Raw genomic sequence first — 16,250 nt, 5'->3', positions numbered from 1 at the left:
GGCCGGCACTGCCCTGTCCTACATGCACCGCCTGGTTGCCGGCCAGCGGCCGGCACTGCCCTGTCCTACATGCACCGCCTGGTTGCCGGCCAGCGGCCGGCACTACCGCTCAGCGCAGCAGCGCCACCGCCGCGCAGGCGACCACGATCGCCAGCGACGGCCACTGCATCGGCAGGTAGAAGAAATGATGGCGGGCAGGCTCGCCCTTCGCGCGCGGGCCGCGGTTGAGCACCAGGCCGAGCACGACATTGATTGCTGCGCCAATGCCGAATCCGATCAGCAACTGGGTCAGTGAGGTATTGCCCTTGGCAACGGCAGGGTCGGGCCACAGCCACATCCGCCGCAGCACGGTGGCGCGGGGGGTGCGCCGGGTCTGGACCCCTGCCCCGCGGTAAACCCCCTTGGGGCGGGCCGGCAAACACCGCGGCCACTTTCGCCCACACCCGGGGCCCGCCCACCGGGCGGCACCTACCGGGCAGGCCACGACCGTGGGTCGTGGCCGTCGAACCTCAGCGCAGACCGGTCTCGTTGCGCGCGATCACCAACCGCTGGATCTCCGAGGTGCCCTCGTAGATCTCGGTGATCTTGGCATCACGGAAGTAACGCTCCAGCGGCATTTCCTTGGAATAGCCCATGCCGCCATGGATCTGCACGGCCTGGTGGGTGATCCACATCGCCGCTTCGGAGGCGGTCAGCTTGGCGATCGCCGCTTCATTGCTGAAACGCTTGCCCTGGCCTTTCACCCATGCCGCGCGCAGCGTCAGCAGCATCGCCGCGTCCAGCTTGCACTTCATGTCGGCGATCTTGGCCTGGGTCATCTGGAAGGTGCCGATGGCGGCACCGAAGGCCTTGCGGTCCTTCACGTATTCGATCGTGGCCTCATAGGCAGCGCGGGCGATGCCGATGGCCTGGGAGGCGATGCCGATGCGGCCGGCGTCGAGCACGCCCATGGCGATCTTGAAGCCCTCGCCTTCCTTGCCCAGCACGTCGTCGGCGCTGGCCACGTAATCCTGGAACTCGATTTCGCAGGTGGCCGAGGCACGGATGCCCAGCTTCGGCTCGGTCTTGCCGCGATGGAAGCCGACCTTGTCGGTGTCGATCATGAACGCGGTGATGCCACGCGCGCCCTGTTCCGGATCGGTCATCGCAAACAGCACGATGTACTTGGCCACCGGGCCGGAGGTGATCCAGCTCTTCTTGCCGTTGATCACGTAGGTGCCGTCGGCCTGCTTGACCGCGCGGCAGCGCATGGCCGTCGCATCTGACCCGGACTGCGGCTCGGTCAGCGCGAACGCGCCGATGGCCTCGCCCTCGGCGATGGCGCGCACATACTTCTGCTTCTGCGCTTCGCTGCCGTGGGTCAGGATGCCGTTGCAGAACAGCGAGTTGTTGACCGACATGATCGTTGAATGCGCAGCGTCTCCGGCGGCGACCTCCACCATCGCCAGGACGTAGGCGATCGGGTCCATGCCCGCACCGCCGTAGGCTTCGGGCACTTCAATGCCCATCAGACCGTTCTCGCCCAGCAGGCGGATGTTCTCCAGCGGGAACTCGCCGGTGCGGTCGTGGTGTTCGGCGCTGGGCGCGATTTTTTCCTGCGCGATTCGGCGCGCAACGTCCTGCAGCATCAACTGCTCTTCGGTAAAGCTGAAATCCACAACACCCTCCCGGGTACAGAGTGATAAGGGCCACAGTGCGCGCGGCCCGGTCGGGCGATTGTACCGGGGGGCGGGGAAAGCACGCCTGACTTGACCGCACCGCCGCCAAAGGACGAAAATATCTCTATATCGCGATAGGTAGATATTTATGGATCTCGAGGACTGGTCCGTCCGGCTGAAAGTGTTTGCCGACGCCACCCGGGTGCGCCTGCTGGCGCTGCTGGAACAGGAAGAACTCACCGTGGCCGAGCTGTCGGCCATCACCACGCTGGCGCAGCCGCGGGTGTCCACCCACCTGGCCCGACTCAAGGAAGCCGGCCTGGTACGCGACCGTCGCTCCGGCGTCTCGGCGTATTACCGCTTCGATGACGCCGCGCTGGATCCGGCGCAGCGCGCATTGTGGCATGCCCTGAGCACCGGCAGCGACGACCCGCTGCTGCGCCAGGATGCTGAACGCGTTGCTGCCGTCATGGCCAGCCGTGCGGCGGACCAGAACTGGGCCGACAGCGTCGCCGGCGACATGGAACGCCATTATTCCCCGGGCCGCACCTGGGAGGCGCTGGCACGCACCGCCCTGCCGTTGCTGGAAACCGGTGACGTGCTCGACATCGCCTCCGGTGACGGCGTGCTGGCCGAGCTTGTGGCGCCGCACGCCAAGCGCTACATCTGTATCGACACCAGCGCGCGCGTGGTCGCCGCCGCCAGCGAGCGCCTGCGCCGGCTGGCCAACGTGGAAGTGCGCGAAGGCGATATGCATGCCCTGCCCTTCCCCGACCAGAGCTTCGACCTGGTGGTGCTGATGCACGCACTGACCTATGCGGCCAAGCCGGCCCAGGCCGTCGCCGAGGGTGCGCGCGTGCTGCGCCCGGGCGGTCGCCTGCTGCTGTGCAGCCTGGCCCGTCACGAGCACCGTGCGGCCGTGGATGCCTATGGCCACGTCAACCTCGGCTTCAGCGACAAGGAACTGCGCAAGTTCGTGGAGAAGGCCGGCCTGGTCGTCTCCAGCCTGGAAACCGTGACCCGCGAGAAGCGCCCGCCGCATTTCGAAGTCATTTCGCTGATCGCCAGCAAGCCCTGAGGTCTGCCCATGCCATCCCTGCCCTGGCTCCACCCCGACCGCGTGCACGCGCTGGAAACGGCGCTGGCCCAGCGCATCCTGATCATCGATGGCGCCATGGGCACGATGATCCAGCGGCATGGGCTGGAAGAGGACGATTACCGCGGCGCGCGCTTCGCCGGCGGTTACGACCACCAGCACGGGCCCGGCTGCGACCATGCCGCGCCCGGCGACACGCCGCAGGGACATGACCTCAAGGGCAACAACGACCTGCTGTTGTTGACCCGCCCGGAGGTGATCGGCGGCATCCATACCGCGTACCTGGAAGCCGGCGCCGATCTGGTCGAGACCAATACGTTCAACGCGACCTCGGTCAGCCAGGCCGACTATCACCTTGAACACCTGGTCTACGAGCTCAACAAAGCCGGTGCCGCAGTAGCGCGCGCCTGCTGCGATGCGGTCGCGACGACCACGCCGGGCAAGCCGCGCTTCGTGATCGGCGTACTCGGCCCCACCAGCCGCACCGCGTCGATCAGCCCGGACGTGAACGATCCCGGCTTCCGCAACACCAGCTTCGATGCGCTGCGCGAGACCTACCGCGAGGCCATCGATGGGCTGATCGACGGCGGTGCCGACACCCTGATGGTGGAAACCATCTTCGACACGCTCAACGCCAAAGCCGCGCTGTTCGCCATCGAAGAAGTGTTCGATGCCCGCGGCGGGCGGCTGCCGGTGATGATCTCCGGCACCATCACCGATGCCTCCGGGCGCACGTTGTCCGGGCAGACGGCAGAGGCGTTCTACGCCTCGGTCGCGCACGGCCGGCCGCTGTCGATCGGGCTGAACTGCGCGCTCGGTGCCAGCGACATGCGGCCCCACGTGGAGACCTTGTCCACGGTGGCCGAGTGCCTGGTCAGCGCGCATCCCAATGCCGGCCTGCCCAATGCGTTCGGTGAGTACGACGAAACCCCGGAAGAAATGGCCACCACGCTGCGCGAATTCGCCAGCGCCGGTCTGCTCAACCTGGTGGGCGGCTGCTGCGGCACCACCCCGGCACATATCCGTGCCATCGCCGAAGCGGTGGCGGATCTGCCGCCGCGCCGCCTGCCCGCACCACCGCTGGAAGACGCGGCATGACCGCATCCGCCCCACGCTCCCGTTGTCGTTGACCTTCCTCCGCCAGCCCGTGCCCGCCTGCCCATGACGTCTTCCCGCCACACTCGCCTGTCCGGTCTCGAGCCGCTGGTCATCACTCCGGACCTGCTGTTCGTCAACATCGGTGAGCGCACCAACGTCACCGGCAGCGCGCAGTTCCGCAAGCTGGTCAAGGAAGAGCGCTACGAGGAAGCGGTGGAAGTGGCGCGCCAGCAGGTCGCCAACGGCGCGCAGATTCTCGACGTCAACATGGACGAGGGCCTGATCGATTCCGAAAAGGCGATGACGCGCTACCTCAACCTGATCATGTCCGAGCCGGACATCGCCCGGATTCCGGTGATGGTCGACTCCTCCAAGTGGAGCGTGATCGAAGCGGGGCTGAAGTGCCTGCAGGGCAAGAGCGTGGTCAACTCGATCTCGCTCAAGGAAGGCGAAGCGCAGTTCATCGAACAGGCGCGCAAGGTACTGCGTTACGGCGCAGCGGCCGTGGTGATGGCCTTCGATGAAGAAGGTCAGGCCGATACGTGCGCGCGCAAGGTCGAGATCTGCACCCGCGCCTACCGGGTCCTGACCGAGCAGGTCGGCTTCCCGCCACAGGACATCATCTTCGACCCGAACATCTTCGCCGTCGCCACCGGCATCGAAGAACACGACAACTACGCGGTCGACTTCATCGAAGCCACCCGCATCATCAAGCGGACGTTGCCGCACTGCCATGTCTCCGGCGGCGTCTCCAACGTGTCGTTCTCCTTCCGCGGCAATGAAACCGTGCGCCAGGCGATCCACTCGGTGTTCCTGTTCCATGCCATCGGCGCGGGCATGGACATGGGCATCGTCAACGCCGGCGCGATGCCGATCTACGATGATCTCGACGCCGAGCTGCGCGAGCGCGTTGAGGATGTGATCCTCAACCGCCGCAGCGATGGCACCGAGCGCCTGCTGGAGATCGCCGAGCGCTACAAGGGCAAGAAGGGCGAAGTGCGCGGCGAAGACCTGGCCTGGCGCGAGAAGCCGGTCAATGACCGCCTTGCCCATGCGCTGGTGCACGGCATGGATGCGTGGGTCGAGCAGGACACCGAAGAGGCGCGTGCGCGTTCGACCCGTCCGCTGGATGTGATCGAAGGGCCGCTGATGGACGGCATGAACATCGTGGGCGACCTGTTTGGCGCCGGCAAGATGTTCCTGCCGCAGGTGGTCAAATCCGCACGCGTGATGAAGAAGGCGGTGGCCTACCTGCTGCCGTACATCGAGGCGGAAAAGGCCCGCAGCGGCGACACCGCCAAGAGCAACGGCAAGATCATCATGGCCACGGTCAAGGGTGACGTGCACGACATCGGCAAGAACATCGTCGGTGTGGTCCTGGCCTGCAACAATTTCGACGTGGTCGATCTGGGCGTGATGGTCCCGGCGCAGAAGATCCTGGACGCCGCGCGCGCCGAGAACGCCGACATCATCGGCCTGTCCGGCCTGATCACGCCCTCGCTGGAAGAGATGAGCCACGTCGCCCGCGAGATGGAGCGCCAGGGCTTCACCATGCCGCTGATGATCGGCGGTGCGACCACCTCGCGCGCGCACACCGCGCTGAAGATCGACCCGCATTACAAGGCGCCCACGGTGTGGGTGAAGGATGCCTCGCGCGCGGTCGGCGTGGCGCAATCGCTGATCTCGCGTGAGCTGCGCGATGCCTTCGTGGCCGCCAACGAGGCCGACTACGCCGACATCCGCCAACGCCACCGCAACCGCGGCGACGCCAAGCGGTTGGTCACCCTCGCCAAGGCACGCGCCCAGCGGTTCGTGGGCGACTGGGGCAACTACACACCACCGGCGCCGCGCAAGCCGGGCCTGCATGTGCTCGACGATTACCCACTGGCCGACCTGGTCGAGGTGATCGACTGGACCCCGTTCTTCCAGGCCTGGGAACTGGCCGGCAAGTTCCCGGCGATCCTGACCGATGAGATCGTCGGCCCGCAGGCCACCGATCTGTACCAGGACGCCCGCGCGATGCTCACCCGCATCGTCGAGGAGAAGTGGCTGACCGCCAAGGCCGTGTTCGGCCTGTGGCCAGCCAACAGCGTCGGCGATGACGTGCACCTGCGCACCGACAACGGCCCGGCCGTGCTGCACTTCCTGCGCCAGCAGGTGGACAAGCCGGTCGAACGCCCGGATTTCTGCCTGGCCGATTTCATCGCCCCGGCCGACAGCGGCAAGCAGGATTGGATCGGCGCGTTCGCGGTCACCGCCGGCATCGGCATCGACCCGCACGTGGCCCGCTTCGAGGCCGACCACGACGATTACAACGCGATCCTGCTCAAGGCGCTGGCCGACCGCCTGGCCGAAGCGCTGGCCGAGCGCCTGCACCAGCACGTGCGCATGGATTACTGGGGCTACCAGCCCGATGAGCAGCTGGACAACGAATCGCTGATCGCCGAAAAGTACGCCGGCATCCGTCCTGCCCCGGGCTATCCGGCCTGCCCGGAACACAGCGAGAAGGCCACGCTGTTCCGCTTGCTGGATGCCGAGCGCAACGCGGACATGCAGCTGACCGAGAGCTTTGCGATGCTGCCCACCGCGGCGGTGTCGGGCTATTACTTCAGCCACCCGCAGAGCCAGTATTTCGTGGTCGGCCGGGTCACCCGTGAGCAGGTGGTCGCCTATGCCAAGCGCAAAGGCGTGGACCGCGTGCAGGCCGAGCGCTGGCTGGCCTCGAACCTGGATTACGATCCGGAATGACCGCGTCACCCGACCAACGGTCGGGTGCTACCGGCGTGATGGATTGACGGTGTCGTTCGTTTGCCCGACCCACGGTCGGGTGCTACCGGCATAATGCACGGGTAGGCACCCACTGTTGGCGGGTGCGCGCCCTCCGAGACCCTGCATGACCGCCCTCCCCCGCGACGCCGTACCGGCCGTCCGCCTGTCGTCGTTCTACCTGTTCTATTACGCCGCCCTGGGCGCGTTCACGCCGTACTGGTCGTTGTTCCTGACCTCGCGTGGCATGAGCGTGACCGCGATCAGCGTGATGATGGGCATCTGGTACGCCACCCGCATCGTGGCCCCCACCACCTGGACCTCCCTCGCCGCCGCCTCGCCGCGCCCGATCTTCTGGCTGCGGCTGGGCTGCGTGCTCACCCTGCTGACCTTCTGCGCGTTCCTGCTGCCATTGCCGCAGCCGTGGCTGTACCCGGCGATGATCGCGTTCTGCTTCTTCTACAACGCGGTGATGCCGCAGTTCGAATCGATCACGTTGACGCACCTGGGCAGCGACAGCCATCGCTATGGGCTGATCCGGGTCTGGGGCTCGCTGGGCTTCATCGCCGTGGTGATGCTGTTCGGCTGGATCATCGAAGGCGACGGCGGTGCCGGCAACGCGCATCTGCTGCCGTGGTTGATGCTGCCGCTGTTCGGCCTGCTGACCGCCTCGGGCTTTGCCAACCACTACGCACGCAACCTGCAGCGCACTGACGGCGATGCCAGTGGCTTCTGGGCGATCGTGCGCAAGCCGCAGGTGCTGGCGTTCTTCCTGGCCGCGTTCATGGAGCAGCTGTCGTTCGGCCCGTACTACACGTTCTTTTCGGTCTACATGGATCACCACGGCTATGCGACCTCCACCCTGGGCGTGCTGTGGACGGTCGGGGTGGTGTTCGAAGTGGGCGTGTTCTTCACCATCGGGCGCTTCTTCCGGCGCTATGACGCCAGCTGGATGCTGCTGATCGCCCTGCTCAGTTCCACCGTGCGCTGGGCGGTCACCGCGCTGTTCCCGGAGAACCTGCCGGTGATGCTGGTCGCCCAGACCGCGCATGCACTGGGCTTCGCCGCCTTCTTCGCCGCCGCGATGCAGATGCTGGCCACCTACTTCCCCGGGCGCCTCAACGGCCATGGCCAGGGCTTGTTGTACGGCTTCTCCTCCGGGGTGGGCGGCGTGCTCGGCGCGCTGATCGCGGGCCAGTTGTGGCCGATCGATCAGGGCCGTACCGCGTTCCTCGTGGGCAGCGGGTTTGCGTTGGCCGGCGCCTTGCTGTGCTTCTTCGCGATCAGCCTGCCGCTGCTGCGCGCGCGCACGCGCTGATCATCCGCTGCCGGCAATGCCGGCCAGTGGCCGGCAACCCGATCCCCCGGATGGGGTAGGCTCAAGGCTCCCCCTGACTGGAGCCGCCGATGCGACCGACCCGCCTGTGGGCGCTGCTGCTTGCCGCCACCACCGCCCTGCCTGCCGCAGCCGAGCCGATCCTGTTCGACAATGCCCGTGTCTTCGATGGCACGCGCGACCTCGGCATCACACCGGTGCTGATCGACGGCGCGCGGATCGTGCATGTCGGCACGCCGCTGCCGGCGGCCGCCACCGGTGCGCGCCGCATCGATTACACCGGCAAGACCCTGTTGCCCGGCCTGGTCAGCGACCATGCCCATGTTGGCAACACGCAGGGGCTGGAGCACGGCGACCGTTTCTACACCCATGACAACGTGGTGCGTGACCTGCGCCAGTTCCAGCGCTACGGCATCACCACGGTGACGGCGCTGGGCATGAACGGCGCGGACTTTTTCGCCATCCGCCAAGCGGTGAACGCCGATCCCGGCCTGGGTGCGCAGCTGTATGGCGCCGGCGGCGGTATCGGCGCCCCGGATGGCGCACCCCCGGCAGATACCATGGGTCTGCGCCATGACCCGGTGGCACGGCCGCGCAACGCCGAGCAGGCGCGCGCGGCCGTGGCCATCCAGCACGCCGATGGCGTGGATCTGATCAAGCTGTGGGTCGATGATCTCGGCGGCAAGCGTCCGATGATGACCCCGGAGGTCTACCGCGCGGCCATCGCCGAAGCGCATGGGCGCGGGCTCAAGGTCGCCGCCCACATCCACGATCTCGAGCAGGCCCGCGACCTGGTCGATGCCAACGTCGACATCCTCGCCCACGGTATCCGCGACCGCGCGGTGGACCCGATGCTGGCGCGGAAGATGCGCGACCAGGGCACCTGGTACATCCCCACCATCGCCATCGACGAGGCCAACTACGGGTATGCCGAGCATCCGCTGGCATTGCAGCAGCCCTTCCTGCGCCAGGCACTGCACGCCGATGTGCTGGCGCGCTGGTCGCAGCCGGAGTGGCAGCGCAGCCAGCTGGCCAGCGATGGCATACCGGCCGCACGCAAGGCGGTCGCGACCAATCTGGACAACGTGCGCCGCCTGCATGCGGCCGGGGTGAAGCTTGGCTTCGGCACCGATGCCGGCGCGATGCCGCAACGGGTGATCGGCGTGGCCGAACACCGGGAACTGCAGCTGTTGGTGGAGGCCGGGCTGACGCCCTCCGAAGCCTTGCACGTCGCCACCGCGCAAGCGGCGGCATTGCTGGGGCAGACCGACCGCGGCCGCATTGCCGCCGGCAAGCGCGCCGACCTGCTGGTGCTCGATGCCGATCCGCTGGTGGATATCGCCAACACGCAGCGCATTGGCGCGGTCTGGCAGGCGGGCCAGGAAGTCGCCGGGCCGATCGAAGCCGCTGCAGACACGGCTACCCGCGACTGATCGCGGGCGGTGTGATTCAGGGGGCGACGGCGGGCGCCGTCGTCTCCCACCGCGCCAACTGCGCCTGGAAATCAGGCAGCAGCAGACGATTGCCATAGCCGCTGAGATGGTCACCATCGAAGAACAGCGGCTTGCCCTCACGGGTCGGCAGGCATTGCTCGCCGGGGCACAGCAACGGCATCGGATCCCAGATCGACGCGCCGGGCAGACCTGCAGCCACCTGCTGCAGGCCGGCCAATACCGGGGCACGCAACTGCTCGATCTCGCTGCGCGGCACGGTCATGCCGTTGGCGCAGATCGGGTTGTGGCGGTTGAATACATCCGAGCACCGGTACGGGGGCGCGGGCAGCACGGGTTTGGGCGCTTCCAGCACGATGTGAACACCGCGATCGGCCAGCGGCCTGAGCTGCTCGATCCAGTGCGCGATTTCGGCGGTGCGGCCTGCATTGGCCGCCTCGCTGAGATGGTCGGCGCGAACCTGCGCGACATCGAACAGTGCGTACTGCTCAGACAGGCGCGGCAGCCGCAGCCCTGCCAACAGCACCACATCGCCCGGCTGCGCACGCGCCTGGATATCGTCCAGCACATTGCGCGCATAGGCCTCGCAGGCCGGATTGGGCCCCTGCCAGGCGCGCAGCCCGACCAGCGCGCACCCTCCGCTGCCATACAGGCGGATCGGCGCTCCATCCCGCACAACCAGGCGCTGCAACATTTCGTGGTAGGCCAGCGCATGCGAATCACCGGCCACGAACAGTTGGCGGGTGGATGCGGTGCGTCCCGGGCACTCACCACGCTCATACAGACGCGCCTGCCCGCCCAGCACCGGCACGTTGCTGACCCGCACGCGGCAGTCCGGGATTTCCTTCTTCAGCCCCTTGGCATACGGGTACCAGTCCAGCGGGGCACGGCTGACCACACTGAGCGAGGTGTACTGTTGGGTCTTGACCAGCGCCGACTGCAGGCCGGCGCCGAGCACCAGTACGCCCAGCCCGACCACGACCCAGCGCGCGTTGCTGACGCGCCAGCGTGCCCCATGCCGCAGGGGCTGTTCCACCCAGCGCCACGACAGCCAGGACAACAGTGCCACGCACAGCAGCGCGGCGCCGCCGGTGGCCACCGTCTCCAGGCCCACCGTCCAGCGGAACAGCACGAAGACCGGCCAGTGCCACAGGTACAGCGAGTAGGACAGCCGACCGATCGTCACCATCGGCGTGGTCGCCAGCGCGCGCCCGATCCAGCCCCCGGATGAGCGCTGCAGCAGGCCCAGCAACCCCAGCGTGCCCACCACCGGCCACAGCCCATCGATCCACGGCGAATGCCCCGGCCGTGCCGCCCACAACCCATAGCCCAGCGCCGCAAGGCTCAGCACCAGCAGCGGCGAGCGCCAGCTGATACCGCGCGGCGGAGCCGGTGGCGGCGTGAACCGGCCGCTCAGGGACAATAGCTGGAACAGCAGCACGCCAGCGCCCAGCTGCCAGAAGCGGGTGGTGGTCAGGTAGAACGCATCGATCTCATGACCGCCCTGCCGCGCGCGGAACACCGCGTAGCCCAGCGATGCCACGGTTGCCACGCCGAACAGGCCCAGCGACAGCCAGCGCCCGCGCGGGCCTCTGGCCCACGCCAGGAACAACAGCGGGAACAGCAGGTAGAACTGCTCTTCCACACCCAGCGACCAGGTATGCGTGTACGGATTGAACTCGGTGCGCGGCGAGAAGTAGTCGTTGCCGGTGCTGGCCAGCACCCAGTTGCTCAGCCCGAAGAACGCCATCCGGCCGGTCTTGTCGCTGGTCTCGCTGAGCCAGGATTCGGGAATCAGCAACGCGCTGAGCATCGCCGTTACCAGCAGGCAGACCACCAGTGCCGGCGCGATGCGACGCATGCGGCGCGCATAGAAGCGTGCCAGCCCGGCCCAGCCGCCGACCGCCGGCAGGCGATCCACCGAGGCGCTGACCACGAAACCGGAGATGACGAAGAACACATCCACGCCAGTGAAGCCACCCGGCAACCAGCTCGCCTTGAGGTGATAGAGGATGACCGCCAGCACGGCGATCGCACGCAGGCCATCGATATGCGGGAAATACCCGGGACTGCGTTCCTGCATGGCCCTGCTCCTGACATGCAACGGGCGCCTGACGGCGCCCAGTGCGTTCAACAATGGTTGCGTTGGCTTACCAGACCAGGTCGTCGGGCACCTGGTACTGCGGATCGGCATACGGATCTTCACCGGCCGGCGCATCCGGATCGACCTTCAGCGCCACCGACGGTGCGAACACCGCTTCGGCGTCGGCCAGCACCGCGGCAGTCACCAGCACATAGCGGCCGTTCTGCTGCAGCACGCCGAGCTCGCCGGCATTGAGTGCCTTGAGCTGATCGGCGGTGACGTAGATGCGCTTGATCTTGCCGCCATAGGGGAAGTGGCGCGCGATGTCGGCCGCTTCAGCGTTGAGCGACTTGCCTTCCAGCAGGACCTCCAGCTTGGCCTTGGCTTCGCGACGCAGACGCGCTTCTTCCTGCTTCAGGCGCTCGGCCTCGATGCGGTCGTCTTTTTCCTTCTGCGCGCGGATCGCATACGCCTTGGCGAGGTCGATGTCCTCGCGCGAGCGCGGTTTGCCGGGTGCGCCCTGCGGCGGACGGGCACCGGGGCGGCCCTTGCCCTGCGGGCGGCGGTCGCCGTCGCGGGCGGGGCGCTGGCCCTCGCCTGGCTTGCCGGCCGGGCGTGCGCCCTGCGGCTTGCCGGCCGGGCGGCCGTCACGGCGCGCGTCGGGTCGACGATCCGGCTTGCGGTCGTTGGTTCGTTCGGGTTTGGGCGCGGCTTTGAAGCCAAGGCCCAGCAGCTGGTCGCGGAGAGTATCGCTCATGACGTCAGATCAGTAATGCGGAGGCGGCGGCTCTTCGGCCGAATCGGAATACAACGCGGTGCGGACCTTGCCGAGGTCTTCGAGCAGGATACGGGTCAGGTCGGCATTGCGGTTGCCTTCCATGCGCGCATCGGCCAGGGCCTCGCTCAGTTCGGCCAACGCCTGCTCCTGGAAGGAGACGCGCATTTCCAGCTCGATCAGGCGTGCTTCCAGTGCCTGTTCGCGCTCGGAGGGTGTGGACTCATGCATTCAACGAACGTCCCCGGCCAATGCCGTAGTAAGCCAGGCCCGCGGCTTCGATGTCCTGCGGGTCGTACAGATTGCGGCCGTCAAACACGACCGCATCGTTGAGCATCTCGCGCAGGCGGACGAAATCCGGGCTGCGGAACTGCTTCCATTCGGTCACCACGACCAGCGCATCGGCGCCCTCGAGGGCGTCGTACGCGTTGTCGCAGAACACCAGATCATCGCGCTCGCCGAAAATGCGGCGCGCTTCTTCGGTCGCTTCCGGATCGTAGGCGCGCACCTGCGCCCCCGCCTCCCACAGCTGCGCCAGCAGGCGGCGACTGGAGGCTTCACGCATGTCATCGGTGTTGGGCTTGAACGCCAGGCCCCACACCGCGAAGGTCTTGCCGCGCACGCCTTCATCCTCGCCACGGTCGTAGTGGCGCTGGATCAGGGCGTACAGATGGCCCTTCTGGTGCTCGTTGACGGCTTCCACCGCGTTCAACAGCTTCGGCTCATGGCCATGCTGCTGGGCGGTCCGGGCCAGGGCCTGCACATCCTTGGGGAAGCACGAGCCGCCGTAGCCGGCGCCGGGATAGATGAAGTGCCAGCCGATGCGCGGATCCGAGCCGATGCCCTGACGGACCTGTTCGATGTCGGCACCGACCTTCTCGGCGATATTCGCGATTTCGTTCATGAACGAAATCTTGGTCGCCAGCATCGCGTTGGCCGCGTACTTGGTCAGCTCCGCCGAGCGCACGTCCATCTCCACCACGCGGTCGTGATTGCGATTGAACGGCGCATACAGGCGGCGCATCAGCGCGACCGATTCGGGATTGGACGCGCCCACCACGATGCGGTCGGGCCGCATGCAGTCGGCGACCGCGTCACCTTCCTTGAGGAATTCGGGGTTGGAGACCACGTCGAACGCGATCTCCACGCCGCGCTCGGCCAGCGCCTGCGCGATGGCCTCACGGACTTTGTCGGCCGTGCCAACCGGCACGGTCGATTTGTTCACCACCACCACCGGCACGGTGATGTGCCGGCCGATGGTGCGGGCCACGGCCAGCACGTACTGCAGGTCGGCACTGCCGTCCTCGTCCGGTGGCGTGCCCACGGCAATGAAGATCACCTGGCCATGCGCGATCGCGGCGGCGGCGTCGGAGGTGAAGGTCAACCGCGACGCATCGTGGTTGGCCTTGACCATCGGTTCCAGGCCGGGCTCATAGATCGGGATGATCCCGTTGTTGAGGCCGTCGACCTTGGCTTGGTCGATATCGACACAGATCACCTGGTGGCCAACCTCGGCCAGGCAGGTACCCGTGACAAGACCGACGTAGCCGGTACCGAAAATCGCAACGCGCATGGGCGGTGGTGCTCCAGATCCGTTACGGCAGAACGTTCAGCAGCTCGACGTCGAACGTCAGCGTCGCGTTCGGACCGATCGGACCACCCGGGGTGCCCTGCTCGCCATAGGCCAGCTCGCCCGGAATCCAGAAGCGGTACTTGGACCCGGTCGGCATCAGCGAGACACCTTCGGACCAGCCCTTGATCACCTGGTCCAGACCGAACTCGATCGGCTGGCCGCGCTGGTAGCTGCTGTCGAAGACGGTGCCGTCGAGCAGCTTGCCTTCGTAGTTCACGCGCACCTTGCTGGTCGGCATCGGGCGCTCGCCCGAACCCGGACGCAGCACCTGGTACTGCAGGCCCGAAGCGGTGGTCACCACGCCCGGCGCGGTCTTGTTCTTGGCCAGGAAGTTGTTGCCATCCACCCGGTTGGTACCGGCCTGGGCGGCGGACTTGGCGTCCATTTCAGCCTGCTTGCCCTTCATGAAGCCTTCCAGCGTGGCCTTGGCCTGCTCGGCCGTCATCTTCGGGGTGCCATTGTTGAAGGTGGTGCTGACCGCATCGAACAGCGCGTCCAGGTCCAGATCGTCCTTCAGCGGTGCCAGCGACGGGCCCACGGCGAAGCCGCCCAGCATCAGGCCGACCTTTTCACGGTCCACCTTCGGCGGCGCGGTGCCCGGCGCAACGCCCGGAACCGGCTGGCCGCTCTTGGCCATCACGGCCTGGCGCAGGGCGGCATCGGTCTTCTGCGCCTCTTCCTGGCTGATGAGCGGCTGCTTGCCTTCAAAGGCATTGGTCACACCGCGGCGCAGGGCGGCCAGGTCGATCTCGCTGGAAATCGGACCGAACGAATTGGCCACATCGATACCGATGGCGTAGCCGAGCTTTTCCCGTTGGGTGTTCAAAGTGGAAGTCTCCTTGACAGCCGCGCGGGCGGCTGGTTGTTGCGACATCGCGGTACCGGTGGCACCCATCGCCAGAATCAGAACCGACGCCGCGGCGCCGCGCATTCCCATCTTCATTCGCTGCATTCCTGGAAGTGACTGGACGCCGACGTCGGCGCGAAAGCAACCATTGTCGCACGCGCGTCCGAGATGTCGATATCGTCAGCGCTTGTTGGCGGTGACAGAGAGTTCACGTTCGATCGCCGCCACCAGCTTCGGATCGTCCGGCGTGACCTTGCTCGGGAACTGCGCCACCACCCGGCCGTCGCGGCTGATCAGATACTTGTGGAAGTTCCAGCCCGGGGACACGCCCGTGGCGGTGGCGAGACTGCGATACAGCGGCGTCGCGTCCCGCCCGGTCACCACCACCTTCTGGAACATCGGGAACTTCACGCCGTAGGTCAGCGTGCAGAACTCCTGGATCTGGGTCTCGTCGCCCGGCTCCTGCCCCTTGAAGTCGTTGGAAGGGAAGCCAAGCACCGAGAAACCACGCGCGGCGTACTTGCGCTGCAACGCCTCCAGACCTTCGTACTGCGGGGTGAAACCGCACTTGCTGGCGGTGTTGACCACCAGCAGCACCTTGCCGCCGTACTGCTTGGCCAGGTTGACCTCGCCCTTCCCGGCCAGCGGGCGGTAGCTCACATCCAGCAGATCGGCCGCCTGGGCCGACGCGCCCACCAGCAGGCCGGCCGCCAGCAACAGCAGGGACCAACGCGCCCGGCGCGGCGCGCGGTCGCGACGGACAGACGACAGCAGAGACACGTGGTGCATCGCGACACTCCAAAGTGGGGACAACGAGGGGGTGAACGGGCCTGGCAAGGGCTGCCAAGGCTGCGGCGGCACTATATCACCGGCGTTTTTGCCACCGGACGCCGCCGGTCCGCCGGTTTCGGGCGCCCACCAGCAACGCGGTCGCGGCGCCACATGCAGGGCGCGGGTCGGCCCCATTCAGGGCTGCTTTGTCGCATCTGGCGATGTCAGCCGCGGCGGCTGACATCCGCATATGATTGCCTGAATGCGCTGGTGGCTTGCCATACCATTGACATCAATGAATGTGCGCTGGCGCAGTTCGACGCCGCACACTGATAACATATTGTTTATATTCAATGACTTGGGATATTTCGAACGCGGTCATGCCGCCCCTGCCATCAGTTGGGTATCGCCCCCTGTTGATCTTCGGCGTGCCGGTGTTATAGTTGCATACAACACCAGTCACCTAGACAGGGGAAGCCCATGAACCGCATGCGCCACCGCCACGCCGCCAAAGCCGTCACCGCCGCCTCGGCGTTGCTCCTGCTCGGCTGGTTCGGCATCCCCTCCGGTGACGCTGGCAGCCCTGCCAGCGCCGATGTGTTTGAAGGCCCGCAGGACGCAGGCGTCATCGAGGCAGGGACCGCCAACGGCGCCCCCACGCCCCCCCGCCGGCTGCACAGCTCCCTGTCCATGCCTTACTTCTCATTCGCGCAGTCGCTGAACCCACGGAGCTGAC

General features: G+C 66.9%; 13 protein-coding genes and 1 pseudogene. 6 read left to right on the top strand and 8 right to left on the bottom strand.

Features of this window, described 5'->3' with window-relative positions:
* Positions 1-109: 109 nt before the first annotated feature.
* Complete coding sequence (locus tag ABE483_RS17325) at positions 110-337, bottom strand: hypothetical protein (protein WP_346482114.1); 228 nt, start codon at positions 335-337, stop codon at positions 110-112.
* Positions 338-509: 172 nt separating this feature from the next.
* On the bottom strand, positions 510-1,658 hold the full coding sequence (locus tag ABE483_RS17320; protein WP_346482113.1) for an acyl-CoA dehydrogenase family protein: 1,149 nt from the start codon (positions 1,656-1,658) through the stop codon (positions 510-512).
* 148 nt (positions 1,659-1,806) lie between these two features.
* On the opposite strand from ABE483_RS17320, the gene ABE483_RS17315 reads away from it, so the two are divergent.
* From ABE483_RS17315 to ABE483_RS17295, 5 genes and pseudogenes are all read left to right on the top strand, one after another.
* A complete protein-coding gene (locus ABE483_RS17315; RefSeq protein WP_121037902.1) occupies positions 1,807-2,736 on the top strand; it encodes a metalloregulator ArsR/SmtB family transcription factor in 930 nt (309 codons plus the stop codon).
* Positions 2,737-2,745: 9 nt separating this feature from the next.
* Positions 2,746-3,852: a homocysteine S-methyltransferase family protein gene (locus tag ABE483_RS17310; RefSeq protein WP_313218804.1), complete on the top strand. Its 1,107-nt coding sequence runs from the start codon at positions 2,746-2,748 to the stop codon at positions 3,850-3,852.
* 33 nt (positions 3,853-3,885) lie between these two features.
* Positions 3,886-6,600 (top strand): annotated as a pseudogene (gene metH / locus ABE483_RS17305) (methionine synthase); the annotation flags it as partial.
* Positions 6,601-6,745: 145 nt separating this feature from the next.
* Positions 6,746-7,936, top strand: a complete 1,191-nt coding sequence (locus ABE483_RS17300; RefSeq protein ID WP_346482112.1) for an MFS transporter — start codon at positions 6,746-6,748, stop codon at positions 7,934-7,936.
* A gap of 89 nt (positions 7,937-8,025) precedes the next feature.
* On the top strand, positions 8,026-9,387 hold the full coding sequence (locus ABE483_RS17295) for an amidohydrolase family protein (protein WP_346482111.1): 1,362 nt from the start codon (positions 8,026-8,028) through the stop codon (positions 9,385-9,387).
* 16 nt (positions 9,388-9,403) lie between these two features.
* On the opposite strand, the gene ABE483_RS17290 is transcribed toward ABE483_RS17295, so the two are convergent.
* From ABE483_RS17290 to ABE483_RS17265, 6 genes are all read right to left on the bottom strand, one after another.
* Complete coding sequence (locus tag ABE483_RS17290) at positions 9,404-11,488, bottom strand: acyltransferase family protein (protein WP_346482110.1); 2,085 nt, start codon at positions 11,486-11,488, stop codon at positions 9,404-9,406.
* A gap of 67 nt (positions 11,489-11,555) precedes the next feature.
* Positions 11,556-12,245: a DUF2058 family protein gene (locus ABE483_RS17285; RefSeq protein WP_313212773.1), complete on the bottom strand. Its 690-nt coding sequence runs from the start codon at positions 12,243-12,245 to the stop codon at positions 11,556-11,558.
* Between the two features lie 9 nt (positions 12,246-12,254).
* Positions 12,255-12,494 carry a SlyX family protein gene (locus ABE483_RS17280; protein ID WP_019185948.1) on the bottom strand — a complete coding sequence of 80 codons (240 nt, stop codon included), beginning with the start codon at positions 12,492-12,494 and terminating at the stop codon, positions 12,255-12,257.
* The gene (locus ABE483_RS17275) at positions 12,487-13,836 is read right to left on the bottom strand and encodes a UDP-glucose/GDP-mannose dehydrogenase family protein (protein ID WP_313212774.1); all 1,350 of its coding nucleotides are present in this window, start codon (positions 13,834-13,836) and stop codon (positions 12,487-12,489) included. Before ABE483_RS17275 ends, ABE483_RS17280 begins: the two co-directional genes overlap by 8 nt.
* 22 nt (positions 13,837-13,858) lie before the next feature.
* Complete coding sequence (locus ABE483_RS17270) at positions 13,859-14,839, bottom strand: FKBP-type peptidyl-prolyl cis-trans isomerase (RefSeq protein WP_313212775.1); 981 nt, start codon at positions 14,837-14,839, stop codon at positions 13,859-13,861.
* Positions 14,840-14,923: 84 nt separating this feature from the next.
* Positions 14,924-15,532: a glutathione peroxidase gene (locus ABE483_RS17265; protein WP_346482109.1), complete on the bottom strand. Its 609-nt coding sequence runs from the start codon at positions 15,530-15,532 to the stop codon at positions 14,924-14,926.
* 462 nt (positions 15,533-15,994) lie between these two features.
* On the opposite strand from ABE483_RS17265, the gene ABE483_RS17260 reads away from it, so the two are divergent.
* A complete protein-coding gene (locus tag ABE483_RS17260; protein ID WP_282262813.1) occupies positions 15,995-16,249 on the top strand; it encodes a hypothetical protein in 255 nt (84 codons plus the stop codon).
* Position 16,250: the final 1 nt, after the last annotated feature.

Source organism: Stenotrophomonas sp. TWI602 (assembly GCF_039674045.1).
Classification (GTDB): Bacteria; Pseudomonadota; Gammaproteobacteria; order Xanthomonadales; family Xanthomonadaceae; genus Stenotrophomonas.
The sequence above is the reverse complement of the archived record's forward strand: the minus strand, read 5'-3'. Positions and strand labels throughout refer to the sequence as shown.